Genomic DNA, 25265 nt, shown 5'->3' on the forward strand with positions numbered 1-25265 from the left:
TTGTCCTGTGTCGGGTAAAAGTTCAACTACCCGTGTTCCACGGGGTGTTCGCACAGGACAAACACAGCTACCGTCCCTGAAGTGTTCAGGACACACACGCCTCCGGGGTGACGGCGCACCCCGGCGCCCGCACCGCACGCCTTCGCACCCGTTCCGTACGGCCCATTCCGTTCCCGGAGGGACTTCGTGCACAGAAGCAGACTCAACGGCACCGACACCACGAGGCGGCCCAGACTTCGCACCACCCTCGCCCTGATCACCGGCCTCGCACTGGCGGTGGCCACCCCGGCGACCGTCGCCGGCGCCCAGCCCGGCGGCTCGGCACTCGACGAGGCGGCGGCCCCCGCGGCCGCCGAGGGGCAGTTCCAGCAGGTACCGCTCGCCAAGGGCGAGCCCGAGATGGGCGAGCCGATGTCGCTCGCCGTCCTCCCCGACCGCAGCGTCCTGCACACCGCCCGCGACGGCACACTGCGCCTCACCGACCAGGGCGGCGTCACCAAGGTCGCCGGCAGGATCCCCGTCTACAACCACGACGAGGAGGGCCTGCAGGGCGTCGGCATCGACCCGGACTTCAAGAACAACCGGGCGATCTACCTCTACTACGCCCCGCCGCTCGACACCCCCGCGGGCGACGCCCCGGAGACCGGCACCGCCGAGGACTTCAAGAAGTTCGACGGCGTCAACCGCCTCTCCCGCTTCGTCCTCAACCCCAACGGCACGCTGGACATGGCCAGCGAGAAGAAGGTCCTGGACGTCGCGGCCTCCCGCGGCACCTGCTGCCACGTCGGCGGCGACATCGCCTTCGACGCCCAGGGCAACCTCTACCTGTCGACCGGCGACGACACCAACCCGTTCGCCTCCGACGGGTACACGCCGATCGACGAGCGCCCGGACCGCAACCCGGCCTTCGACGCCCGCCGCAGCGCGGGCAACACCAACGACCTGCGCGGCAAGATCCTGCGCATCAAGGTCGCCGAGGACGGCTCGTACACCATCCCCGAGGGCAACCTCTTCGCCCCCGGCACCGAGAAGACCCGTCCCGAGATCTACGCGATGGGCTTCCGCAACCCGTTCCGCATCAGCGTCGACAAGAAGACCGGCACCGTCTACGTCGGTGACTACGGCCCCGACGCCGGCGCCGCCGACCCGAAGCGGGGCCCGGCCGGACAGGTCGAGTTCGCCAAGGTCACCAAGGCCGCCAACTTCGGCTGGCCCTTCTGCACCGGCGACAACGACCCCTACGTCGACTACGACTTCGCCACCAAGGCATCCGGCGAGACGTTCGACTGCGCCGCCCCGAAGAACACCTCGCCGCACAACACCGGCCTCGTCGACCTGCCGCCCGCGCAGGCCGCCTGGATCCCGTACGACGGCGGCTCCGTGCCCGAGTTCGGCAGCGGCTCCGAGTCCCCGATGGGCGGCCCGGTCTACCGCTACGACCCGGACCTCGAATCCTCGGTGAAGTTCCCCGAGGAGTACGACGGCGACTTCTTCGCCGGCGAGTTCGGCCGCCGCTGGATCAAGCGGATCGAGCAGACCGAGGACGGCTCGGTCGCCAAGATCAACGACTTCCCGTGGACCGGCACCCAGATCATGGACATGGAGTTCGGCCCCGACGGCGCGCTCTACGTCCTCGACTACGGCCTCTCCTGGTTCCAGGGCGACAAGGACTCCGCGCTCTACCGGATCGAGAACGCCTCGGACGGCTTCTCCCCGATCGCCGAGGTGAGCGCGAACAAGACGTCCGGCGCCGCCGGCCTGAAGGTCACCTTCACCGGCTCCGCCAAGGACGCCGACTCCCCGGACCTCACCTACAGCTGGGACTTCGGCGACGGAACCAAGGGCGAGGGGCTCACGCCCACGCACCAGTACAAGAAGGTCGGCACCTACTCCGCGACCTTCACCGCGAAGGACCCCGAGGGCAACACCGGCCACGCCAGCGTCCGGATCGTGGTCGGCAACACCGAGCCCAAGGTGAAGATCGAGGTGCCGGGCAACGGCAGCATGGCCGCCTTCGGCGAGCCCGTCCCGTTCAAGGTGACCGTCACCGACCCCGAGGGGACCGTCGACTGCTCCAAGGTCAAGGTCGCCTACAGCCTCGGTCACGACTCCCACGCCCACGAGCTGACCAGCGCGACGGGCTGTGAGGGCACCCTGAAGCCGCCCGCCGGGGACGGCGGTCACGACCCCAACGCCAACATCTACGGCGTCGTCGGCGCGAGCTACACCGACGGCGGGGCGAACGGCCAGGAGGCCCTGACCGGCACCGCCCGCGCCGTGGTCCAGCCGCTGCACCGCCAGGCCGAGCACTTCACGGCGCAGCAGGGCGTGTCGCCCATCGACAAGGCCGGCGCCAACGGCGGCAAGACCGTCGGCGACATCCACGACGGCGACTGGATCTCCTTCAGCCCCTACAGGTTCGACGGGCAGAAGAAGATGACCGTACGGGCCTCCTCCGGCGGCTCCGGCGGCTTCATCGAGCTGCGCACCGGCTCGCCCGACGGACCGCTGCACGGCTCGGCGTACATCCCGCCGACCGGCAGCTGGGAGACCTTCCAGAACGTCGACGTGCCGCTGCGGGCCCTGCCCGCGCGCACCACGGACATCTACCTGGTCTTCCGGGGCGGCGACGGCGCGCTCTACGACGTGGACGACTTCGAGTTCTCCAAGGAGCCCTTCAAGCAGGGCAAGAAGGTCCTCGTCTTCTCCAAGACCGCGGGCTTCCGGCACGACTCCATCCCGGCCGGCATCGCCGCCCTGAAGGAGCTCGGCGCCCCGGCCGGCATCACGGTCGACGCCACCGAGGAGGCCAAGCAGTTCACCACCGCCAACCTCGCCAAGTACGACGCGGTGGCCTTCCTGTCCACCACCGGTGACGTCCTGAACGCCGACCAGCAGAAGGCGTTCGAGAACTACGTCGCGAACGGCGGCGGCTACATGGGCATCCACGCCGCGGCCGACACCGAGTACGACTGGAAGTTCTACGGCGGCCTCGTCGGCGCCTACTTCCAGTCGCACCCGGCCATCCAGAAGGCCACCGTGCGCGTCGAGGACCACGACCACCCGGCCACCGCGCACCTGGGCGACACCTGGGAGCACACCGACGAGCTGTACAACTACCGCACCAACCCGCGCGAGCAGGCCAAGGTCCTCGCCACCCTCGACGAGACCACCTACCAGGGCGGCACCATGAAGGGCGACCACCCGATCGCCTGGTGCCAGCCCTACGAGGGCGGCCGCTCCTTCTACACCGGCCTCGGCCACACCAAGGAGTCCTACGCCGACGAGACGTTCCGCGCCCACCTGCTCGGCGGCCTCCGGTACGCCACCGGCCAGGTCAAGGCCGACTGCAAGCCGGCCAAGGGCTACCGGAAGATCTTCAACGGCCAGACCCTGGACGGCTGGAAGCAGGCCGGCCCCGGCACGTTCAACGTCAAGGACGGCACCCTGGAGTCCGAGGGCGGCATGGGCCTGCTCTGGTACCAGGCCAAGGAGCTGAAGTCGTACTCGCTCAAGCTCGACTGGAAGATGCAGGGCGACGACAACTCCGGTGTCTTCGTGGGCTTCCCGGCCTCCGACGACCCCTGGTCCGCGGTGAACAAGGGCTACGAGATCCAGATCGACGCCACGGACGCGCCCGACCGCACGACGGGCTCGGTCTATACGTTCAAGGCGGCGAACATCAAGGCCCGTGACCAGGTCCTGCGGCCGCCCGGCCAGTGGAACTCCTACGAGATCAAGGTCCAGGGCGAACGCCTCCAGGTGTTCCTCAACGGAGTCAAGATCAACGACTTCACCAACAAGGACCCCGAGCGGAGCCTGACCGACGGCTACATCGGCCTGCAGAACCACGGTGCCGACGACCAGGTCTCCTTCCGCAACATCCAGCTGAAGGAACTGCCCGAGTAGGGCAACCGGAACGGCGGCGGGCGGAGGACGCCGGATCTCCGCCCGTCGTCTCCCCGGGCCACGCGCCCGGCACCCCGCTCGTCCCCTCCGGCACTTCCACCCGGTTCGCGTACGACAAGGAGGCTGCCCATGTCCGCCGAACCGTCCTTGCCCACCCCCTCCCCGGCCCCGCGCTTCGGCGTCTGGCTCATCGGGGCGCGCGGATCCGTCGCCACGACCGCGATCGCGGGCTGCGCCGCCGTCGCCGCCGGGCTCCACCCGCCGGCCGGCATGGTCACCGAGACCCCCGACTTCACCTCGTGCGGCCTGCCGCCGCTGTCGTCCCTCGTCTTCGGGGGGCACGACACCGTCGACTGCCCGCTGCCCAAGCGCGCCGAACACCTCGCCGCCGGCGGTGTCCTGCCGCACGGCCTGCCGTCCGCCGTGCACGCCGAACTCGCCGCCGCCGACCGGGAGATCAGGCCCGGCGGCCCCCTGCCCGGCGACACGGACGGCGGCCCGGACCGCACCCAGGACGAGTGGATCGACGTGTTCGCCGCCGACATCCGCGACTTCGTGCACCGTCAGGGCCTCGCGGGCGCCGTCGTGGTGAACGTCGCCTCCACGGAGCCCGCGCCCACCGACGGCGCCCTGCCGCCCAGCTCCCTCTACGCGGCGGCCGCCCTGCGCGCCGGCTGCCCCTACGTCAACTTCACCCCCTCCACGGGCCTGCACCACCCGGCGCTGGCCCCGCTCGCCGCGTCCTCCGGCGTGCCGTACGCGGGCCGCGACGGCAAGACCGGGCAGACCCTGCTGCGCTCCGTGCTCGGCCCGATGTTCACGCAGCGCGCCCTCGCCGTGCGCGCCTGGTCCGGCACCAACCTGCTGGGCGGCGGCGACGGCGCCGCCCTCGCCGACCCCGCGGCCGCCGCCGCCAAGAACGCCGGCAAGGAACGCGTCCTCGCCGACACCCTCGGTGCGGCGCCCGAGGGCGAGGTCCACATCGACGACGTCCCCGCGCTCGGCGACTGGAAGACGGCCTGGGACCACATCGCCTTCGACGGCTTCCTCGGCTCCCGCATGATCCTGCAGACCATCTGGCAGGGCTGCGACTCGGCGCTCGCCGCCCCGCTCGTCCTCGACCTGGCCCGGCTGGCCGTCCGCGCCCAGGAGAAGGGCCTGACCGGCCCGCTGGGCGAACTGGGCTTCTACTTCAAGGACCCGGTCGGGGACGGCCCGTCGTCACTGGCCGAGCAGTACGTGGAGCTGAGGCGCTTCGCCGGGCGGCTGCGGGACGGCGCCGACGAGCGAGAGGCACAGCGATGAGCCGCACGGTCGCCACGGCGCGGGGCGCGTCCGCGCCCGCCGGACCGACGGCGGCCGGCGGCCCCACCACCGAGACGGCCACTTCGGCCGCCGCCGGTGGCACGACGCCCGGCACCTCACGCTCCCGCTCCGGCCGTGCGGGCGCCTGGGCCGAACTGCTGCGCCTGCCCGCACTGTTCACCGTCCCCGGCGACGCCCTGGCCGGCGCCGCCGCGGCCGGTGCGCGCCCCGGGCCCCGCACCCTGCTCGCCATCGGATCCTCCCTGTGCCTGTACGAGGCCGGCATGGCCCTGAACGACTGGGCGGACCGTGCCGAGGACGCCGTGGAGCGCCCGCACCGCCCGATCCCGTCCGGCCGCGTCCGCCCGGCCGCCGCCCTGGCCGCCGCCGGTGCCCTGACCGGCGCCGGGCTGGCGCTCGCCGCCGGTGCGGGACGGCCCGCCCTCGCGGTGGCAGCGCCCCTGGCGGCGACCGTCTGGGCCTACGACCTCGCCCTGAAGCACACGCCCGCCGGTCCCGCGGCGATGGCCGCCGCCCGCGGACTGGACCTGCTCCTGGGCGCCGCGGCGACCGGCGGCGGCACCCGCGCCGCGCTTCCCTCCGCCGCGCTGCTCGGCACGCACACCCTCGCCGTCACGGCCGTCTCCCGCCGCGAGACCACCGGCGGTTCGGTCCTGGCTCCGCTCGCGGCCCTCGCCACGACGGGGGCGCTGACCCGGCTGGTCACCCACCGCCGCACCCGACTCCCGGCAGGCCGGCGGGCAGCAGCCGCCCCCGGCCTGCCGGGCCCCGGCCCGGCCGGGCGCCGGCCCCGGGCCGACGGTGTCCTCACCACCGCCCTGGGCGCCGCCTACGCGGCCGCGGCCGCCCGCCCCTACGTCCACGCCACGCTCAACCCCTCGCCCCCGCTCACCCAGCGCGCCGTCGGCGGCGGCATCCGGGCCACGATCCCGCTCCAGGCGGCCCTCGCCGCCCGCTCCGGCGCGGTCACCACGTCCCTCCTGGTCGCGGCCCTGGCCCCGGCCGGCCGGCTCTTCGCGAGGAGGGCCGGCATGAGGAAGGTGAGCATCACATGACCCGGAACCCGCATCAGAAGCCGAACGGCAACGCCGACGTGACCGTGACCGCCGGCCCGCGGCCGGAGCCGGACGGGGCCTCCGCGTCCCCCCTCCGCTTCGGCTACGGCACCAACGGCCTCACCGACCTCCGCCTCGACGACGCCCTCGCCCTCCTCGCCGACCTCGGCTACGACGGCGTCGGCCTGACCCTCGACCACATGCACCTCGACCCGCTCGCCCCCGACCTCGCCGCCCGCACCCGCCGGGTCGCGCACCGTCTGGACGCACTCGGGCTCGACGTCACGGTCGAGACGGGCGCCCGCTATGTGCTCGACCCGCGCCGCAAGCACGGCCCGTCCCTCCTCGACCCGGACCCGGAGGACCGCGCCCGCCGCACCGACCTCCTCGTGCGGGCCGTCCGGGTCGCCGCCGACCTCGGTGCGCACGCCGTGCACTGCTTCAGCGGCATCACCCGGCCCGGCACGGACGAGGACACGGCCTGGAAGCGGCTGGCCGAGTCCCTCGCCCCGGTCCTGGACGCCGCCGACGAGGCCGGCGTGCCCCTGGCCGTCGAACCCGAACCCGGCCACCTCCTGGCCACCCTCGCCGACTTCCACGTCCTGCGCCGCACCCTCGGCGACCCCCGGAACCTCGGCCTCACCCTGGACCTCGGCCACTGCCAGTGCCTCGAACCCCTCCCGCCCGCCGACTGCGTGCGCGAAGCCGCTCCCTGGCTGCGGCACGTGCAGATCGAGGACATGCGCCGCGGCGTCCACGAACACCTCCCCTTCGGAGACGGCGAGATCGACTTCCCGCCCGTCCTGGAGGCCCTCGCCGCCACCGGCTACCAGGGCCTCACCGTCGTCGAACTGCCCCGCCACTCGCACGCCGGCCCCCACTTCGCCGAACACTCCCTCCCGTTCCTCCGCCGGGCGGCGGCAGCGGCGTCCACCTCCACGAACCACCGGGGCGAGCCGTCCGCCACCCTCTGAAGGGAGCCACCTCATGACCAGAAGCCACGCCACCCACCGCACCCAGGACACGGATGGCACCCGCGTCGAGCAGGCCGCCCAGGGCACCACCCCCGCCCACATCGCGCCGGCCGACCTGCGGGCCACGCTCACCTCCCGGCTCGACGGAGCCGCCCGCGCCTGGCTCGACCAGGCCCTGGACGAGGCCGCCGCCCACCCCGGCGCCCACGGCCCGATCTCCGTCTGGGAGCTGCGCCTCGCCGAGGCAGGGCGCCGCTGCGGCCCCGCCCACGCCGACGCCGCCCGCGTCCTCATCCTGCACGCGGCCCACGCCGACGCGACCGTCCTGGCCCGGGTGTACGCGCAGGGCACCGCCGACGAACGCCGCGCCGTCCTGCAGGCGCTGCCCCACCTCGTGCCCGGCCCCGACGCCCTCCCGCTCGTCGAGGACGCCCTGCGCACCAACGACACCCGGCTGGTCGCCGCCGCCCTCGGCCCGTACGCCGCCCGGCACCTGGACGCCCACCAGTGGCGGCACGCCGTGCTGAAGTGCCTGTTCACCGGAGTCCCCGTCGACCAGGTGGCGGACCTGGACCGGCGGGCCGGCGCGGACGCCGAACTCGCCCGCATGCTCGCCGACTACGCCGCCGAACGCACCGCCGCGGGCCGTCCCGTCCCCGACGACCTGCACCGCGTCCTGGCCCTGACCGACGCCCCGCGCTCCCCGCACGGCACGGTCGACCCCCACGGCAAGGAGTCCTGATGCGCATCTTCGACCCCCACATCCACATGACCTCCCGCACCACCGACGACTACGAGGCCATGTACACCGCGGGCGTCCGCGCCGTCGTCGAGCCCTCCTTCTGGCTCGGCCAGCCCCGCACCTCTCCCGACTCCTTCCGCGACTACTTCGACGCCCTCCTGGGCTGGGAGCCCTTCCGCGCCGCCCAGTACGGCATCGCCCACCACTGCACGATCGCCCTCAACCCCAAGGAGGCCAACGACCCGCGCTGCCTGCCCGTCCTGGACGAACTGCCCCGCTATCTCGTCAAGGACCGCGTCGTCGCCGTCGGCGAGATCGGCTACGACTCGATGACCCCGGCGGAGGACACGGCCCTGGCCACCCAGCTCCAGCTCGCCGCCGACCACGGCCTGCCCGCCCTCGTGCACACCCCGCACCGTGACAAGCTGGCCGGCCTGCGCCGCACCCTCGACGTGGTCCGCGAGTCCGCCCTGCCCACGGACCGGGTCCTGGTCGACCACCTCAACGAGACCACCGTCAAGGACGCCAAGGACAGCGGCGCCTGGCTCGGCTTCTCCGTCTATCCGGACACCAAGATGGACGAGATCCGCATGGTCGCCCTCCTGCGCGAGTACGGCCCGGAACGGGTCCTGGTGAACTCCGCCGCCGACTGGGGCAGGAGCGACCCGCTCAAGACCCGCAAGGTCGGCGACCTGATGCTCGCCGAGGGATTCACCGAGGACGACGTGGACCGGGTGCTGTGGCGCAACCCCGTCGCCTTCTACGGGCTCAGCGGGCGCCTGAGCCTCGACGTGACCCCGTCCGACGCCACGCACGAGGGCAACTCCATCCTGCGCGGCGGGGAGTGAGCGATGCGCTTCCGGCACCCCGACGGCTCCACCGTCCACCTCGCCTACTGCACCAACGTCCACCCCGCCGAGACCCTCGACGGTGTCCTCGCCCAGCTCCGCGACCACTGCGAACCCGTCCGTAAACGCCTGGGCCGCGACCGCCTCGGCATCGGCCTGTGGCTCGCCCGCGACGCGGCCCACGCCCTGGTCACCGACCCCTCGGCACTGCGCGGGCTGCGCACCGAACTCGACCGGCGCGGCCTGGAGGTCGTCACCCTCAACGGCTTCCCCTACGAGGGCTTCGGCGCCGAGGAGGTCAAGTACCGCGTCTACAAGCCCGACTGGGCCGACCCCGAGCGCCTCGACCACACCACCTCCCTCGCCCGCGTCCTCGCCGGCCTGCTGCCCGACGACGTCACCGACGGCACCATCTCCACCCTGCCGCTGGCCTGGCGCACCGCCTACGACGAGACCCGCGCCGACAAGGCCCGGGGCGCCCTCGTCACCCTCGCCGAACGTCTCGACGCCCTCGAGGAACTCACCGGCCGCTCCATCCGCATCGGCCTCGAACCCGAGCCCGGCTGCGTGGTGGAGACCACCCACGACGCCATCGTCCCGCTCACCGCGATCGCCCACGACCGCATCGGCATCTGCGTCGACACCTGCCACCTCGCGACCTCCTTCGAAGACCCGCACACCGCCCTGGACGCCCTGACCGAGGCCCGCGTCCCCGTCGTCAAGTCCCAGCTCTCCGCCGCCCTGCACGCCGAACACCCCCGTCTCCCCGACGTCCGCGAAGCACTCGCGGCCTTCGCCGAACCCCGCTTCCTGCACCAGACCCGCAGCGCCGGCACCGCCGACGGGTCCGGGACCGTGCCGCTGCACGGCACCGACGACCTCGACGAGGCCCTCGCCTCCGACGGTCCGCTGCCCGACACCGCGCCCTGGCGGGCCCACTTCCACGTCCCGCTGCACGCGGCCCCCGCCGCGCCCCTCACCTCCACCCTCCCCGTGCTCAAGGCCGCGCTGTCCCGGCTCGTCGGCGGCCCGCACCCGCTCACCCGGCACCTGGAGGTCGAGACCTACACCTGGCAGGCCCTCCCGCCCGAGCTGCGGCCCCGCGCCCGCGCCCAGCTCACCGACGGCATCGCCGCCGAGCTGACCCTCGCCCGCGACCTGTTGACGGACCTCGGCCTCAAGGAACTGCCATGACCCCACCGACCCCCTCCGACGGACCGACCCCGCTCCTCGTCCTGGACGTCGTCGGCCTCACCCCCCGTCTCCTCGACCACATGCCCCACCTCAAGGCGCTCGGCCAAGCCGGCTCCCGCGCACCGCTCGGCACCGTCCTGCCGGCCGTCACCTGCGCCGCCCAGTCCACCTTCCTCACCGGCACCCACCCCTCCGAGCACGGCATCGTCGGCAACGGCTGGTACTTCCGCGAACTCGGCGACGTCCTGCTGTGGCGTCAGCACAACGGCCTGGTCGCCGGCGACAGACTCTGGGACGCCGCCCGCCGCGCCCACCCCGGCTACACCGTCGCCAACATCTGCTGGTGGTACGCCATGGGCGCCGACACCGACATCACCGTCACCCCCCGTCCCGTCTACTACGCCGACGGCCGCAAGGAACCCGACTGCTACACCCGGCCGCCGGCCCTGCACGACGAACTCACCGAGAAACTCGGCACCTTCCCCCTCTTCCACTTCTGGGGCCCCGGCGCCGACCTGGTGTCCAGCCAGTGGATCATCGACGCCACCCGGCACATCATGGCCACCCGCCACCCCGACCTCACACTCTGCTACCTCCCTCACCTCGACTACGACCTGCAGCGCTTCGGCCCCGACGACCCGCGCTCCCTGAAGGCCGCCGCCGACCTGGACGCGGCGCTCGCCCCGCTCCTCGACGACGCCCGCGCCGAGGGCCGCACCGTCGTCGCGCTGTCCGAGTACGGCATCACCCGCGTGAACCGGCCCGTGGACATCAACCGCGCCCTGCGCCGCGCCGGACTGCTGGAGGTCCACACCCAGGACGGCATGGAGTACCTCGACCCGATGGCCTCCCGCGCCTTCGCGGTCGCCGACCACCAGATCGCCCACGTGTACGTCCGCCGCCCCGAGGACCTCGACGCCACCCGCGCCGCCCTCGACGGCCTGCCCGGCATCGAGCAACTCCTCGACGACGAGGGCAAGAAGGCCCACCACCTCGACCATCCCCGCGCCGGCGAACTCGTCGCCGTCGCGGAGCCGGACGCCTGGTTCACGTACTACTACTGGCTCGACGACGACCGCGCGCCCGACTTCGCGCAGCTCGTCGAGATCCACCGCAAACCCGGCTACGACCCGGTCGAGCTGTTCATGGACCCGCTCGACCCCTACGTCAAGGTCAAGGCGGCCACCGCCGTGGCCCGCAAGAAGCTCGGCATGCGCTACCGCATGGCGGTCGTGCCCCTGGACGCCTCACCTATCCGCGGCAGCCACGGCCGCCTCCCAGCGAGCGACGACGAAGGTCCGCTCCTCATCTGCTCCACCCCCCGCGCAGTCGGCGACCGCGTCGCGGCCACCGACGTCAAGCAACTCCTGCTCCGGCTCGCCGGACTCGGGTGACGTACGGCCGCGCACCACGGCGTACGAGACCCGGGATCCAGCTACCGAGAGTGAAACACACGGCACTGACAACGGCCCGTCCCGACCGCATCGGCGCAGGCCACGACCCAGAAGGCAGGCACCCGTGACCCCGTTCCCCGACCCGTCCCGCACCGACACGACCTCCGCCGACGCCCCCGGCGAGGCCCTGCGCCGCACCCTCGGCGTCGGCCGCCGCCGCTTCCTCACCACCTGCACCGCCGTCGCGGCCGGTGCCGTCGCGGCCCCCGTCTTCGGCGCCGGCCCGGCCCTGGCCGGCGACCGGGACAGGGACCACGGCCACGACCACGGCGGTGACGTCCTCGTCCCGGCGGACAGGCGCGGCATCATCCTCTACACCGTCCGCGACGCCACCGCCCGCGACCCCCTCGCATCCGACCTGCCCTCCGGCTTCCGCGAGGTGTTCAAGCAGCTGGCCCGGCACGGCTACCGCCAGGTGGAGTTCGCCGGGTACAACCAGCACGCGAACGCGCCCGGTGGAGCCAGCCTGGAATCCGTGGCCGGCGCCAAGCTGCTGCGCTCATGGCTCGACGAGTACGGCCTGCGGGCGCAGGGCAACCACGGCTTCATCCCGCCCTCCTGGCCGCTGACCACGGCGGACCTGGACACCTTCAAGAAGCACCTGGAGATCGCCAACATCCTCGGCATGGACCACATGGGCACCGGTGGCGACCCCACCGGCAGCTCCTACCGCGCCGACTGGGACGTGGCCGCCGACAAGTGGAACGCCCTCGGTGCCATCGCCCGCCGCGAGGGCATCAAGCTCTACACCCACAACCACGACAGCGCGTACGGCTTCCTGCTCGACGGCGGCCCGCTGGACGACCAGGGCCGACCGACCCGCAGCTCGGGCATCCGGAAGCTGGAGTACTTCCTCAAGATCACCGACCCGCGGGCGGTCTGGCTGGAGATGGACATCTTCTGGGCGCACGTCGCCCAGTACAAGTTCCACACCTACACCGCCCACGACGGCTCCACCCGCAAGAACGTCTTCGACCCGGCCGGACTCGTCGTCCGCAACAACAAGCGCTACCCGCTGTTCCACGCCAAGGACGGCGTCGTCAGCACGACCAACGGCATGGGCTACGACATGGTGCCCTTCGGCACCGGAGTCATCGACTACACGACGTTCTTCTCACGGGTCGGGCAGCGCAACTACCACAACCCGATGATCGAGGACGACAACTCGCCGAGCGCCACCGACCCCGCGCAGTCGCTGCGCGAGGCCAAGATCAGCTACGACAACCTCGCGGCCCTGCGCAAGCGCCGCCGCTGACCCGGACACGGACCGGGCGGCCCCTCCCGCGTGCTGCGGGAGGGGCCGCCCGGTCCGTGCGAAGAAGGTTTCGTCCGGTCATCCCTCACCGAGTGGCCGGGGGTTGGGCGTGATGCGCTTGTCCTTCGAGCGACCCGGCGGCTGCAGGAAGAGCGCCACGAACCCGGCGAAGATCGAGATGCAGCCCGCCAGGCCGAAGGCGCCGTTGTAGCCCCAGGCGCCGACGACCACGGAGCCCATGCCCGCGCCCAGACCGGAGACGAGCTTGGAGCTGTAGACCATCCCGTAGTTGGTGGCGTTGTTGTTCTCGCCGAAGTAGTCCGCCGTCAGCGCCGCGAACATCGGGAAGATGGCACCGCCGCCGAAACCGGAGACGGCGGAGAAGAGCAGGAACAGCGGCAGGTTCTTGATCTCGGCCGCGAAGATGATGCCGAACTGGGCGAGGCCCAGGATGGCGCACACGTAGAGCAGACACTGCTTGCGGCCGTAGAGGTCGGAGAGCCAGCCGATGACACCGCGCCCGGTGCCGTTGACGATCGCCTTCAGCGACATCGCGGTGGCCACGATCCCGGCCGCGAAGCCCGCCTCCTCGCCGATGTCGACCTGGAAGGCGATGCCGAAGATGTTCACGCCGGAGGTGCAGGCGAGACAGAACCACATCAGCGCCACCCGGCCGGTCCGCCAGGCCTCCAGCGGGGAGTACTGCTTGGTGGCCGGGGGGTTCTTCTCCAGCGAACGCCGGGCCCGCGGGTCGGCCGGCGGGTTCAGCGGGTCGATCGAGTCCGGCCACCAGTTCTTCGGCGGGTCCCGGAAGTAGAAGCCGGCGAGAGCCACCGTCGCGGCGAGGAAGACACCCGCACAGACCAACACCCAGCGGAAGTTGGAGCCGTCCATGTAGCCGTGGAAGATGAAGACGAACGGCACCGAGCCGTAGGCGAAACCGCCGTTGACGAAGCCGGTCTTCCCGCCCCGGCGCTCCGGGTACCACTTGCCGACCATGTTGACGCAGGTCGCGTACACCATGCCGGCACCCATGCCGCTGAACACGCCGAACCCGATGAAGGCGAGCGAGACATGCGGCGCGAACGCCAGTGACAGATAGCCGAGCAGTGTGCCGACCGAACCCAGCATCATGGCCCAGCGCGCCGGCAGTTTGCCGTTCTCCCTCAGCCGTCCCGCCGGAAAGGCGACCGCGGCCTGGCAGAAGATCCAGGCGGTCATCATCCAGTAGATGCTGCCGCTGGACCAGTGGTGGGCCTCGTGGAGCGTGTCCTCGGCGGACGCGAACGCGTACTCGGCGGAAGAGATGCCCATCATGCCGATCCAGGGCAGGATCACCATCCACTTGCGCTTGCGCCCCATGATGTCGATGTCGGACTCGCCCACGCGATAGACGCGTCCGTTCCTGTCGGTCACCTCCCGGTGGACGGCGACCCGTGTGACATCGGTGGTTGTCATGTCGTGTGCACCCCTTGCGTTCGAAAGATCTGGCCAGCGCCCCCTGTCCCATGCCTTTCGTGCGCGCGCGGGTCCTGGGGCCGGCCGACGCGCACCGTCGGCCGGTCCCGTGCTCCCTCAGCTCATGAACCGCCCCCCAGCAACCCCGCGGCCCGTGCCCAGCGGTACTTGGCGCCCAGGACGGCCACCGGCTTCTCGGTCGTGTACGGGTACGCCACGACCCCGCGTTCGAAGAGGTACTGGCAGGCCTCCTCCACCTCGACGTCCCCGGCGAGGGAGGCCACCACGGGCTTCTCGATCCCGCGCTCGCGGAACTCGGCCACCACGCGCGCGGTGAGCTCGGCGAACACCATGGGGGGAGTGACGATCGTGTGCCAGTAGCCGAGGACCAGCGCGTGGATGCGCGGATCCTCCAGACCGAGCCGGATCGTCGCCTCGTACGTCGACGGCGGCTCGCCCCCGGTGATGTCGACCGGATTGCCCGCGGCCCCGAACGGCGGGATGAACGCGCGGAACGCCGTGTCCAGGTCGGGCGGGATCTCCATCAGGGACAGGCCGTTGTCCGTCACCGCGTCGGACAGCAGCACGCCGCTGCCGCCGGCCCCGGTGATGATCACGACGTTGTCCCCCTGGGGAGCGGGCAGCACCGGCAACGCGCGAGCGTACTCCAGCATCTCGTTCAGCCCCGGTGCCCGGATGACACCGGCCTGCCTGAGGACGTCGTCGTACACGGCGTCGTCACCGGCGAGCGCCCCGGTGTGCGACCCGGCGGCCTTCGCGCCGGCCGCCGTGCGCCCCGCCTTGAGCACCACGACCGGCTTCCTCGGCACGGTCGCCCGCGCGGCCTCGACGAACGCGCGGCCGTCCTTGAGGTCCTCCAGGTGCATCGCGATGCACTCGGTGTGCGGGTCCTCGCCGAACCAGGTCAGCAGGTCGTCCTCGTCCAGGTCCGACTTGTTGCCGAGGCCCACGATCGCCGACACACCCGTCTTCGTGGTCCGCGCGAAGCCCAGGATCGCCATGCCGATGCCGCCCGACTGCGAGGTCAGCGCCACGCCGCCCTTGACGTCGTACGGGGTGCAGAACGTGGCGCACAGGTCCTGCCAGGTCGAGTAGTAGCCGTAGATGTTCGGGCCCAGCAGCCGGACGCCGTGCCGTTCGGCGACCGCCACGATCTCGTCCTGGAGCTCGTGCTCACCGGTCTCGGCGAACCCGGAGGGGATCAGGACGGCGTTGGGGATCCCCTTGCGCCCCACCTCCTCCAGAGCCGCCGCCACGAACCTCGCGGGGATCGCGAAGACCGCCACATCCACCTCACCGGGAACGTCGGTGACACTCTTGTACGCCTTGCGGCCCACGATGTCATCGGCCTTGGGGTTCACCGGGTGGATCTCGCCCGCGAAACCGCCGTCGACGAGGTTGCGCATCACCGAGTTGCCGATCTTGCCGGCCTCGTCGGAGGCGCCGATCACGGCGACCGACGAGGGCTGCATCAGCCGGCGCATCGAGGTGAGGATCTCCTCGCGCGTGTACCGGCGGCGCTCCTTGGGCGCCTCGGTCGCGAGGATCACCCGGATGTCGGCGGCGACGGCGCCCTCGGGCGTGGCGATCACCGGGTTGAGGTCGACCTCGGAGATCTCCGGGAAGTCCGCCACCAGTTCGGAGACCCGGCGGATCTGCTCCGCCACCGCCCACCGGTCCACGCCGGCCCGCCCGCGCACCCCGCGCAGCACCTCCGCGGCCCGGATCGAGTCCAGCATGGACAGGGCCTCGTCCGCGTCCACGGGCGCCAGCCGGAACGTGACGTCCTTCAGCACCTCGACCAGCACCCCGCCGAGCCCGAACGCCACCACCTTCCCGAAGGTCGGGTCGGTCACCGCGCCGACGATGACCTCCTGCCCGCTCGGCAGCAGCTCCTGGATCTGCACGCCCTCGATCCGCGCCGACGCGTCGTAGGCGCGCGCGTTGCCGATGATCTTGCAGAACGCGGCCCGTACGTCCGCCGCGCCCTCCACCCCGACGACCACACCGCCGGCGTCGGTCTTGTGCAGGATGTCCGGCGACACGATCTTCATCACGACCGGTCCGCCGAAGCGCGCCGCGCACGCCACCGCCTCGTCCACGTCCCGCGCCAGCTCCTCGCCCGGTACGGCGATCCCGTAGGCGTCGGCGAGCACCTTGCCCTCGGGCGCGGTCAGGGCGGTGCGCCCCTCGGCCCGCACGGCGTCCAGCAGCCGGCGCACCCGCAGCACCCGGTCCTCGGCCATCACGTCAGATCACCCCGTTCGACTTGAGCAGGCGCAGCTCCTCGTCGCCGAGGCCCAGCTCGCCGACGTAGACCTCTTCGTTGTGCTCGCCCAGCAGCGGCGAACTGGTGACCCGTACCGGCGAGTCGGAGAGCTTGAGCGGACTGCCGACGGTCACGAACTCCCCCCGCTCGGGGTGGGGGACCTTGACGATCATCTCGTTGGCGGCCAGCGACGGGTCCTCGATGATCTCCTTGGTGGACAGGATCGGGCCGCACGGGATGTTGTGGGCGTTCAGCCGCTCCAGCACCTCCCACTTGGGGAGGGTGGACGACCACTCCTCGATCAGCTGGAACATCTTGTTCAGCCTCGGCAGCCGGGCCTGGGGCGTCGCCCACTCGGGGTCGTCGGCCAGCTCGGGCCGGCCGATGAGCTCGCTGAGCGGCCGCCAGCCGACCGGCTGCACGATGACGTACACGTAGTCGTTGGGGCCGCCCGGCGCGCACTTCACCGCCCAGCCGGGCTGACCGCCACCGGACGCGTTCCCGGAGCGGGGAACCTCGTCGCCGAAGTCCTCGTTGGGATATTCGGCGAGGGGACCGTGGGCCAGGCGCTGCTGGTCGCGCAGCTTCACCCGGCAGAGGTTGAGCACCGCGTGCTGCATGGCCACGTTCACGCGCTGACCGCGTCCGGTGTGCTCCCGCTGGTAGAGGGCGGCGAGGATGCCCGCCACGACGTGGACGCCCGTGCCCGAGTCCCCGATCTGGGCCCCCGTCGCCAGCGGCGGCCCGTCCTCGAATCCGGTGGTGGACATCGATCCGCCCATGGCCTGCGCGACGACCTCGTACGCCTTGAACGCGGTGTACGGGCCCTCGCCGAACCCCTTGACGGAGGCGTAGACGATCCGTGGATTGATCTCCTTGATGCGGTCCCAGGTGAAGCCCATCCGGTCGACCGCGCCCGGTCCGAAGTTCTCGACCATGACGTCCGAGCGCCGGATCAGCTCGGTGAGGATCTCCTTGCCGCGCTCGGTCTTGGTGTTGAGGGTGATGCTCCGCTTGTTGCAGTTGAGCATCGTGAAGTAGAGGGAGTCGACGTCCGGCAGATCGCGCAGCTGTCCCCGCGTGATGTCACCGGTCGGCGCCTCGAGCTTGACGACGTCCGCGCCGAGCCAGGCGAGGAGCTGGGTCGCCGAGGGCCCGGACTGCACGTGCGTCATGTCCAGGACGCGGATGCCCTCAAGAGCCTTGGCTGTCATGGGCCTTCACCTCACTTGTACATCGTCTGGTTCATGGTTCCGGGGGCGTACGCGTCCGGGTCGACCCAGACGTTGATCAGGGACGGCTTGCCGGACTCGCGGGCCCGGCGCAGCGCGGGGCCGATGTCGGCGGGGTCGCGGACCTCCTCGCCGTGACCGCCCAGCATCCGCGCGAACCGGTCGTACGGGACGTCGCCGAGGGTGTTGCCGACCCGCTCGCGTTCCTTGCCGTACTTGGCGGCCTGGCCGTAGCGGATCTGGTTCATGGAGGAGTTGTTGCCGACGATGCCGACGAAGGGCAGGTCGTAGCGGACGAGGGTCTCGAAGTCCCAGCCGGTGAGGGAGAAGGCGCCGTCGCCGAAGAGGGCGACGACCTCCTTGTCGGGACGGGCCTGCTTGGCGGCCAGCACGAAGGGGACGCCGACGCCGAGCGTGCCCAGCGGGCCCGGGTCCATCCAGTGGCCCGGGGACTTGGGCTGTACGACCTGCCCGGAGAAGGTGACGATGTCACCGCCGTCGCCGATGTAGACCGAGTCCTCGGTGAGGAAGTCGTTGATCTCGCTGACCAGCCGGTACGGGTGGATGGGGGAGGCGTCCGACCTGAGCTGCGGCAGCCGCTTGTCCAGCGCCGTCTGCTCGGCCGCGCGCAGCTCGTCCAGCCACTCCTTGCGCCGGGACGCGCCGCCGTTGAGCCGGCCGGACGCGGCCTCGGTGACCGACTTCAGCACCAGCCCCGCGTCGCCGACGATGCCGAGGTCGATGTCGCGGTTCTTGCCGACGGTGCGGTAGTCGAGGTCGATCTGCACGACGGTCGCGTCCGGGGAGAGCCGCTTGCCGTAGCCCATGCGGAAGTCGAAGGGCGTGCCGACGATGACGATCACGTCGGCGTTGGAGAAGGCGTAGCGGCGCGAGAGCTGGAAGTGGTGCGGGTCGCCCGGCGGCAGGGTGCCGCGGCCGGCGCCGTTCATGTACGCCGGGACGTTGAGGGTGCGGACCAGCTCGACGGCGGCCTCGGTCGCGCGGGTGGTCCACACCTGGCTGCCGAGCAGGATGGCCGGCTTCTCGGCGTGCACCAGCAGGTCGGCGAGCTTCTCCACGGCCTCCGGGTCGCCGGCCGAGCGGGTCGAGGCGCGGTACGCCCCGGCCTTCGGCACGCGCGCCTTCTCCGCCGGCACCTTGGCGTCCAGCACGTCGCGCGGGATCTCCAGGAAGGAGGGGCCGGGTGCCCCGTGGTAGCACTCGCGGAACGCCATCGACACCATGTCCGCCGCCCGCGCCGTGTCCGGCACGGTCGCCGCGAACTTGGTGATCGGCGTCATCATGTCGACGTGCGGCAGGTCCTGGAGGGAGCCCATCTTGTGCTGGGTGTGCGCGCCCTGGCCGCCGATCAGCAGCATCGGTGACTCGGCGCGGAAGGCGTTGGCGACACCGGTGACGGCGTCGGTCGTCCCCGGGCCGGCGGTGACCACCGCGCAGCCGGGCTTGCCGGTGATGCGGGCGTACCCGTCGGCGGCGTGCGCGGCGACCTGCTCGTGGCGCACGTCGACGACCTCGATGCCCTCATCGACGCAGCCGTCGTAGATGTCGATGATGTGGCCGCCGCACAGCGTGTAGATGCGGTCGACCCCCTCGGCCTTGAGGGCCTTGGCCACGAGGTGACCGCCGGAAATGACGTCCTGGGTGTCGTCGGGCATGGCGAAGTCCTGTCCCTTCACGAGGGGTTGGGGCGCTCTCGCGGTACATTGCATACAGTCGACGAATACTGTATGAAGCTTGTTATCCCGCATCCGGTGGGTGGTGTCCAGGGGGCGTGCGGCACTTTCAGTCAGGAGCCGAGATGGACCTGTACGAACACCAGGCAAGGGAACTCTTCGAGGAACACGGCATCGTGGTGCCGCGGGCGGAGGTCACCGACTCGCCCGCGAAGGCCCGCGAGATCGCCCGCCGGCTCGGCGGACGCGTCGTCGTCAAGGCACAGGTGAAGACCGGCGGACGGGGCAAGGCCGGCGGAGTGAAGCTCGCCGCGGACCCGGCCGCGGCGGAAGCGGCGGCACGCCGGATCCTCGGCATGGACATCAAGGGCCACACGGTCGGCACCGTCATGCTCGCCGAACCCGTCGACATCGACCAGGAGTTCTACGTCTCCTACGTCCTCGACCGCGCGGCCGGCCGGTTCCTCGCCATCGCCTCCGCCGAGGGCGGCATGGAGATCGAGGAGGTCGCGGCCGAGCGGCCCGAGGCGGTGGCACGCATCCCCGTCGACCCCGCCGAGGGCGTCACCACGGCGAGGGCGGCACAGATCGCGCAGGCCGCCGGGCTGCCCCCGCAGGCCGTCGACGTCCTGGTCCGCCTCTGGCAGGTACTGGTCCGCGAGGACGCCCTGCTCGTCGAGGTCAACCCGCTGGTCAGGACCGCCCAGGGCAGGATCGTGGCCCTCGACGGCAAGGTCACCCTCGACGACAACGCCTGCTTCCGCCGGGCGCGTTGGGGTGAGGAGGAGGCGGCGTCCGACGACCCGCTGGAGGCGCGGGCCGCGGCCAAGGGCCTGAACTACGTCAAGCTGGACGGCGAGGTCGGCGTCATCGGCAACGGCGCCGGCCTGGTCATGTCGACGCTCGACGTGGTCGCCGGCTGCGGCGCCCGCCCGGCCAACTTCCTCGACATCGGGGGCGGCGCGTCCGCGCAGATCATGGCCGACGGACTCTCGGTCGTCCTCTCCGACCCGGACGTGAAATCCGTCCTCGTCAACGTCTTCGGCGGCATCACCGCCTGCGACGCGGTCGCCGACGGCATCGTCCGGGCCCTGGACGAGGTCCGGCCGACCAAACCGCTCGTCGTGCGCCTCGACGGCAACAACGCCGCCCGGGGGCGGGCCGTGCTCGACGCCCGCGCCCACCCGCTGGTCGAACAGGCCACCACCATGGACGACGCCGCCCGCCGTGCCGCCCGGCTCGCCACCACGGCATAAGGAGAAGGACGACATGGCCATTCACCTCACCAAGGACAGCAAGGTCCTCGTCCAGGGCATGACCGGGGGCGAGGGCATGAAGCACACCCGCCGCATGCTGGCGGCCGGGACGAACGTGGTCGGCGGCGTCAACCCGCGCAAGGCCGGCCGCACCGTGGACTTCGACGAGCGCGCCGTACCCGTCTTCGGCTCGGTGGGCGAGGGCATCGAGGCCACCGGGGCGGACGTCACCGTCGTCTTCGTCCCGCCCGCCTTCGCCAGGGCAGCGGTCACCGAGGCCGCCGACGCCGGCATCGGCCTCGCCGTCGTCATCACCGAGGGCATCCCCGTCCACGACTCCGTCGCCTTCACCGCGTACGCCCGCGCCAGGGGCACCCGCGTCATCGGTCCCAACTGCCCGGGCCTGATCACCCCGGGCCAGTCCAACGCCGGCATCATCCCGGCGGACATCGCCAAGCCCGGCCCGATCGGCCTGGTCTCCAAGTCGGGCACCCTCACCTACCAGCTCATGTACGAGCTGCGCGACATCGGCTTCTCGACCTGCGTCGGCATCGGCGGCGACCCGGTCGCCGGCACGAGCCACATCGACTGCCTCACCGCCTTCCAGGACGACCCCGACACCGAACTGATCGTCCTCATCGGCGAGATCGGCGGCGACGCGGAGGAACGCGCGGCGGCGTACATCCGCGAGCACGTCACCAAGCCGGTCGTCGGCTACATCGCCGGCTTCACCGCACCCGAGGGCCGGACCATGGGACACGCGGGCGCCATCGTGTCCGGCTCCACCGGCACCGCGCGGGCCAAGAAGGAGGCGCTGGAAGCGGCCGGCGTTCGGGTCGGAAGCACCCCCACCGAGACGGCACGGCACGTCGTCGCCGTACTCGGCGGCGAGGCACGGGACGGAGCGCTCACATGACACCCACCGAAGGCGCCCTCACCCTGAAGGCCGGCACCTCCTGGACCGACGCCTGGCAGCGCTGCCTCACCGCGGCCCCCGAGGCGTTCCGGGACGACCGCGTGCTCAACCTCTGGGATGCGAACTGGCAGGCGGACGGCCGCGTCCTGCCCGCCGCCAGCCCCGTCGACGGCACCCCGATCGCGGGCCCGCCGCGACTGGACCGCCGGACCGCCCACCAGGCCGTACGCGCCTCGCTCGACCAGCACCGGGCCTGGCGCCACCTCCCCCTGCCCGAACGCCGGGCCCGCGTCGCCGCCACCCTCGACGCCCTCGCCCAGCACCGCGAACTCCTCGCCCTGCTGCTGGTCTGGGAGATCGGCAAGCCCTGGCGGCTCGCACAGGCCGACGTCGACCGCGCCGTCGACGGCGTGCGCTGGTACGTCGACCGCATCGACGAGATGACCGCGGGCCGGGCCCCGCTGGACGGCCCGGTGTCCAACATCGCGAGCTGGAACTACCCGATGAGCGTGCTCGTCCACGCCCTGCTGGTCCAGGCACTGGCGGGCAACGCGGTCATCGCCAAGACCCCGACCGACGGCGGTGTCGCCTGCCTCACCCTGGCCTGCGCGCTCGCCGCCCGCGAGGGAGTCCCGGTCACCCTCGTCAGCGGCAGCGGAGGCGAGCTGTCGCACGCCCTGGTGCGGGCGCCGGAGATCGGCTGCGTCTCCTTCGTCGGCGGCCGCGACACCGGCGCCGCCGTCGCCACCGCCGTCGCCGACCTCGGCAAACGGCACATCCTCGAACAGGAGGGACTCAACACCTGGGGCGTCTGGAACTTCACGGACTGGGACGCGCTCACGGCGGCGATCCCGGCGCTCTTCGACTACGGCAAGCAGCGCTGCACGGCCTACCCGCGCTTCGTCGTCCAGCGCGAGCGGTTCGACGCGTTCCTCGCGGCCTACCTCCCGGCGGTCCGCTCCCTGCGCATCGGTCACCCGCTCGCCGTCGAACACCCGGACGACCCGTACCCGGCACTGGACTTCGGGCCGCTGATCAACGCGGCCAAGGCGAAGGAACTCCGGGACCAGGTCGCCGAGGCCGTCGACCGCGGTGCCGTACCGCTGCACCGGGGTGACCCCGCCGACGCGCGGTTCCTGCCCGGCCAGGACACCTCGGCCTACGTCCAGCCGGTCACGCTCCTCAACCCGCCCCCGTCCTCACCGCTGCACCACGCGGAACCGTTCGGCCCGGTCGACACCATCGTCCTGGTCGACACCGAGGCCGAGCTGCTCGCCGCGATGAACGCCTCCAACGGCGCCCTGGTCGCCACGCTGTCGACGGACGACCGGGCGACCTACGACAGGCTCGCGCCGCAGATCCGCGCCTTCAAGGTCGGCCACGGCGTCCCGCGCTCGCGCGGCGACCGCGACGAGCTGTTCGGCGGGCACGGGGCCTCCTGGCGGGGGGCCTTCGTGGGCGGCGAGCTGCTGGTGCGCGCGGTGACACAGGGGCGGGCGGGGGAGAGGCTGCCGGGGAACTTCCCGGACGGTCATCTCATGCCGTGAGGGTATGTGTCGGTGTCGGTGTCGGTGTCGGTGTCGGTGTCGGTGTCGGTGTCGGGGCGGGCGTGCAGGGCGGTGTCCGGTGCGGGTGGGTGTCGCGGGCCGGGTGCCTCCCTCAGAGGGGAGACCCCCAGCGCCCACCCGTGCTGCCCCTGGGGTTACCTCGGTTGCGGGGAGGGGCGGGTGCCGCAGTCGTGCTGTAAGTCACCCGATGCCCTGTCGGTCCGGCCGGAGGGCGAAGGACCGGTCCGCCGGGGCCGGCGTGACGCGTTCCACCGCCTGCCGGAGCAGTTCGCGGTGGCGCAGGAGGGGCTCGCACCGCTCCGGCGGGGCGAGCCGCACCAGGTCGTCCAGCCCGGCCAGCATGCGCCGCGTCACCTGCGGTTTCCCCGCCGCGCATCCCCGCACCTCGGTGAACCCCAGATCCACCAGCTCGGCCCACCCCGGCACGGGCTGCACCAGCCGCACCACCCCGTGCCGGTCCCGGTGCACGACGGCGTCCAGCGGCCGCCGGCACAGCGCGGCCAGGATCTGCACGACACGGTCCAGCGCGTGCACGGCGGTCGTCGGGTCGTTGATCGCGTCGGACAGGGCCCGCAGCGCGATGTCGGACAACTGCCGCAGACCGAAGCCCAGGTCCTGGTGGAAGGTGCGCTCCACCCCCACGGACAGGGCGTACCGCAGCACCCGGCGCGGCGGAGCCGGCCCGCCGTGCACCGCCAGTACGGGAGTACCGGGCACCACGAAGTCGCCCGTTCGCGGGATCAGCCGCAGCACCACCCCGTGCTTGCGCGCCACCCGCACCAGTCGTGCCACATGTACGTCCCGCAACACGCCGGCCGCCCCGTCGTGCGCCACCCACGACGTCACCGGACCGAGCGCCGGCGCCTCCTCACCGGGCGCCGGAACGGGCATCGCCGCGGCCACCCGGAAGGCATCCCCGGCGATCCGCGCGATCACATGGCTGACCCGCATCAGCCGCAGCGTGGCGTTCACGTACACCACGAACAGCAGCAGGCTCAGCGCGACCATCACCAGCGTGAGAATCGACTGGACCAGGGGGACCGACGAGACGACGCGGGGGTCGGTGGAACTGTCGTGGGAGGTCAGGACGAGCAGCGTCAGGACGAAGGTGGCGAGGAAGACCGCGAAGGTCGCCTTGGTGATCCGGCTGCGGACGAAGAGCCGCACCACCCGCGGCGTGAACTGCCCGCTCGCCATCTGCACGGCGACCAGCGAGATGCTGAACACCACACCGATGAACGTCATCATCGCCGAGCTGACCGCCGACACCACCGTGTTCGCGTCGTCCGCGAACCGCAGCAGGTCGGTGAGGGTCTCGTAGTCGCCGTCCTCGCGAAGAGAACGGACGAGCGTGGCATCGAACTCCTGTGCCACCAGCCACACCGCGAAGACACCCACCATGGCGGCGGTGGGCGCGAACCAGAACGTGTCCCGCAGATGCTCCCTGAGCGGCGACAACGCCCGCGGCCGACGCCCCCGGCCCGAGCCCTGCGCAACCATCCAGTCACTCATGGTGCGACCCTAGGCGCACCGCGCCCGCACACTCCGCAGCGCCGCCCCGGGGAGGGAAAACGCAGGTGAAAGGCACTCCGAAACCTTGGTATGGTTGTCCATGTCGCCGCGGGGGGAACACCCCGCACAGCGACAGACACCTTGTCCGGGTGGCGGAATGGCAGACGCGCTAGCTTGAGGTGCTAGTGCCCTTTATCGGGCGTGGGGGTTCAAGTCCCCCCTCGGACACTCGCACGAAGCGACATGAGGACCCTGGCCGACGGCCCGGGTCCTTTTCGCGCACTCCGGCCCCTGCCGTCCGCCGGCGGAAAATCCGTGGCTGCGCCCTTCCCTCACTGCCTACACTCACCGGACGAAAGCAGACGGGCGCTCACCGTGGGTGCCCGTGACCAGTGAGGGGAGAGCGCCGTGCGTGACCGCACCGCCGTCATCGCTCCCCGTTCCCGGTACACGGTGATCCTCGTGTCCCGGTCTGTCCGGTGCCCGCTGCGCGGCCGGCACCGGATGCCCGTGACGTTCGCCTGAACCACGCTCCGCCGCATCCCGTCGACCTCCGTGAGGGGGCCGGCGGGAACGGCGCGC

The 25265-nt window shown here is 72.0% G+C and carries 17 protein-coding genes and 1 tRNA gene; 13 read left to right on the forward strand and 5 right to left on the reverse strand.

Going from position 1 to position 25265, the window contains the following annotated elements; genetic code table 11:
- The first annotated feature begins 186 nt into the window (after positions 1-186).
- The 9 genes from IEZ05_RS24840 (at position 187) to IEZ05_RS24880 (ending at position 12757) form a co-directional block, all read left to right on the forward strand.
- On the forward strand, positions 187-3909 hold the full coding sequence (locus IEZ05_RS24840) for a ThuA domain-containing protein (protein WP_189232452.1): 3723 nt from the start codon (positions 187-189) through the stop codon (positions 3907-3909).
- A gap of 129 nt (positions 3910-4038) precedes the next feature.
- A complete protein-coding gene (locus IEZ05_RS24845) occupies positions 4039-5214 on the forward strand; it encodes an inositol-3-phosphate synthase (protein WP_189232453.1) in 1176 nt (391 codons plus the stop codon).
- The gene (locus tag IEZ05_RS24850; RefSeq protein ID WP_189232454.1) at positions 5211-6290 is read left to right on the forward strand and encodes an SCO3242 family prenyltransferase; all 1080 of its coding nucleotides are present in this window, start codon (positions 5211-5213) and stop codon (positions 6288-6290) included. The genes IEZ05_RS24845 and IEZ05_RS24850 overlap by 4 nt, the downstream gene beginning before the upstream one ends.
- Positions 6287-7264, forward strand: a complete 978-nt coding sequence (locus tag IEZ05_RS24855) for a sugar phosphate isomerase/epimerase family protein (RefSeq protein ID WP_189232455.1) — start codon at positions 6287-6289, stop codon at positions 7262-7264. The genes IEZ05_RS24850 and IEZ05_RS24855 overlap by 4 nt, the downstream gene beginning before the upstream one ends.
- 13 nt (positions 7265-7277) lie before the next feature.
- The gene (locus IEZ05_RS24860; RefSeq protein ID WP_189232456.1) at positions 7278-8006 is read left to right on the forward strand and encodes an EboA domain-containing protein; all 729 of its coding nucleotides are present in this window, start codon (positions 7278-7280) and stop codon (positions 8004-8006) included.
- Positions 8006-8854, forward strand: coding sequence for a TatD family hydrolase (locus IEZ05_RS24865; RefSeq protein ID WP_189232457.1), 849 nt, complete (start codon positions 8006-8008; stop codon positions 8852-8854). Before IEZ05_RS24860 ends, IEZ05_RS24865 begins: the two co-directional genes overlap by 1 nt.
- Before the next feature lie 3 nt (positions 8855-8857).
- The gene (gene eboE / locus IEZ05_RS24870; protein WP_189232458.1) at positions 8858-10048 is read left to right on the forward strand and encodes a metabolite traffic protein EboE; all 1191 of its coding nucleotides are present in this window, start codon (positions 8858-8860) and stop codon (positions 10046-10048) included.
- Positions 10045-11442, forward strand: a complete 1398-nt coding sequence (locus IEZ05_RS24875) for a nucleotide pyrophosphatase/phosphodiesterase family protein (protein ID WP_189232459.1) — start codon at positions 10045-10047, stop codon at positions 11440-11442. Before eboE ends, IEZ05_RS24875 begins: the two co-directional genes overlap by 4 nt.
- A gap of 124 nt (positions 11443-11566) precedes the next feature.
- Positions 11567-12757, forward strand: a complete 1191-nt coding sequence (locus IEZ05_RS24880; protein ID WP_189232460.1) for a sugar phosphate isomerase/epimerase family protein — start codon at positions 11567-11569, stop codon at positions 12755-12757.
- 78 nt (positions 12758-12835) lie between these two features.
- Here IEZ05_RS24880 and IEZ05_RS24885 read toward each other — a convergent pair whose 3' ends face one another.
- The 4 genes from IEZ05_RS24885 to IEZ05_RS24900 form a co-directional block, all read right to left on the reverse strand.
- Positions 12836-14215 (reverse strand): OFA family MFS transporter, encoded by a 1380-nt coding sequence (locus IEZ05_RS24885; protein WP_189232461.1) that lies wholly within the window; start codon positions 14213-14215, stop codon positions 12836-12838.
- A gap of 122 nt (positions 14216-14337) precedes the next feature.
- On the reverse strand, positions 14338-16482 hold the full coding sequence (locus IEZ05_RS24890; RefSeq protein ID WP_189232462.1) for an acetate--CoA ligase family protein: 2145 nt from the start codon (positions 16480-16482) through the stop codon (positions 14338-14340).
- Positions 16483-16486: 4 nt separating this feature from the next.
- Positions 16487-17719 (reverse strand): formyl-CoA transferase, encoded by a 1233-nt coding sequence (frc, locus tag IEZ05_RS24895; RefSeq protein ID WP_189232463.1) that lies wholly within the window; start codon positions 17717-17719, stop codon positions 16487-16489.
- Positions 17720-17730: 11 nt separating this feature from the next.
- Positions 17731-19413 (reverse strand): thiamine pyrophosphate-binding protein, encoded by a 1683-nt coding sequence (locus IEZ05_RS24900; RefSeq protein ID WP_189232464.1) that lies wholly within the window; start codon positions 19411-19413, stop codon positions 17731-17733.
- Between the two features lie 143 nt (positions 19414-19556).
- On the opposite strand from IEZ05_RS24900, the gene sucC reads away from it, so the two are divergent.
- Genes sucC through IEZ05_RS24915 form a run of 3 tightly spaced genes read left to right on the forward strand, consistent with a single transcriptional unit; the run spans position 19557 to position 23150 of the window.
- Entirely contained in the window at positions 19557-20687 is a 1131-nt protein-coding gene (gene sucC / locus IEZ05_RS24905) for an ADP-forming succinate--CoA ligase subunit beta (protein WP_189232465.1), read from the forward strand.
- Positions 20688-20700: 13 nt separating this feature from the next.
- A complete protein-coding gene (sucD, locus tag IEZ05_RS24910; protein WP_189232466.1) occupies positions 20701-21603 on the forward strand; it encodes a succinate--CoA ligase subunit alpha in 903 nt (300 codons plus the stop codon).
- The gene (locus tag IEZ05_RS24915) at positions 21600-23150 is read left to right on the forward strand and encodes an aldehyde dehydrogenase family protein (RefSeq protein ID WP_189232467.1); all 1551 of its coding nucleotides are present in this window, start codon (positions 21600-21602) and stop codon (positions 23148-23150) included. Before sucD ends, IEZ05_RS24915 begins: the two co-directional genes overlap by 4 nt.
- A gap of 201 nt (positions 23151-23351) precedes the next feature.
- Here the strand turns inward: IEZ05_RS24915 and IEZ05_RS24920 are convergent, their stop codons facing one another.
- Positions 23352-24683, reverse strand: a complete 1332-nt coding sequence (locus IEZ05_RS24920) for a DUF2254 domain-containing protein (protein ID WP_189232468.1) — start codon at positions 24681-24683, stop codon at positions 23352-23354.
- Between the two features lie 143 nt (positions 24684-24826).
- On the opposite strand from IEZ05_RS24920, the gene IEZ05_RS24925 reads away from it, so the two are divergent.
- Positions 24827-24911 (forward strand) — tRNA-Leu (locus tag IEZ05_RS24925).
- Positions 24912-25265 lie beyond the last annotated feature (354 nt).

The organism is Streptomyces flaveolus, from assembly GCF_014648815.1.
GTDB lineage: Bacteria > Actinomycetota > Actinomycetes > Streptomycetales > Streptomycetaceae > Streptomyces > Streptomyces flaveolus.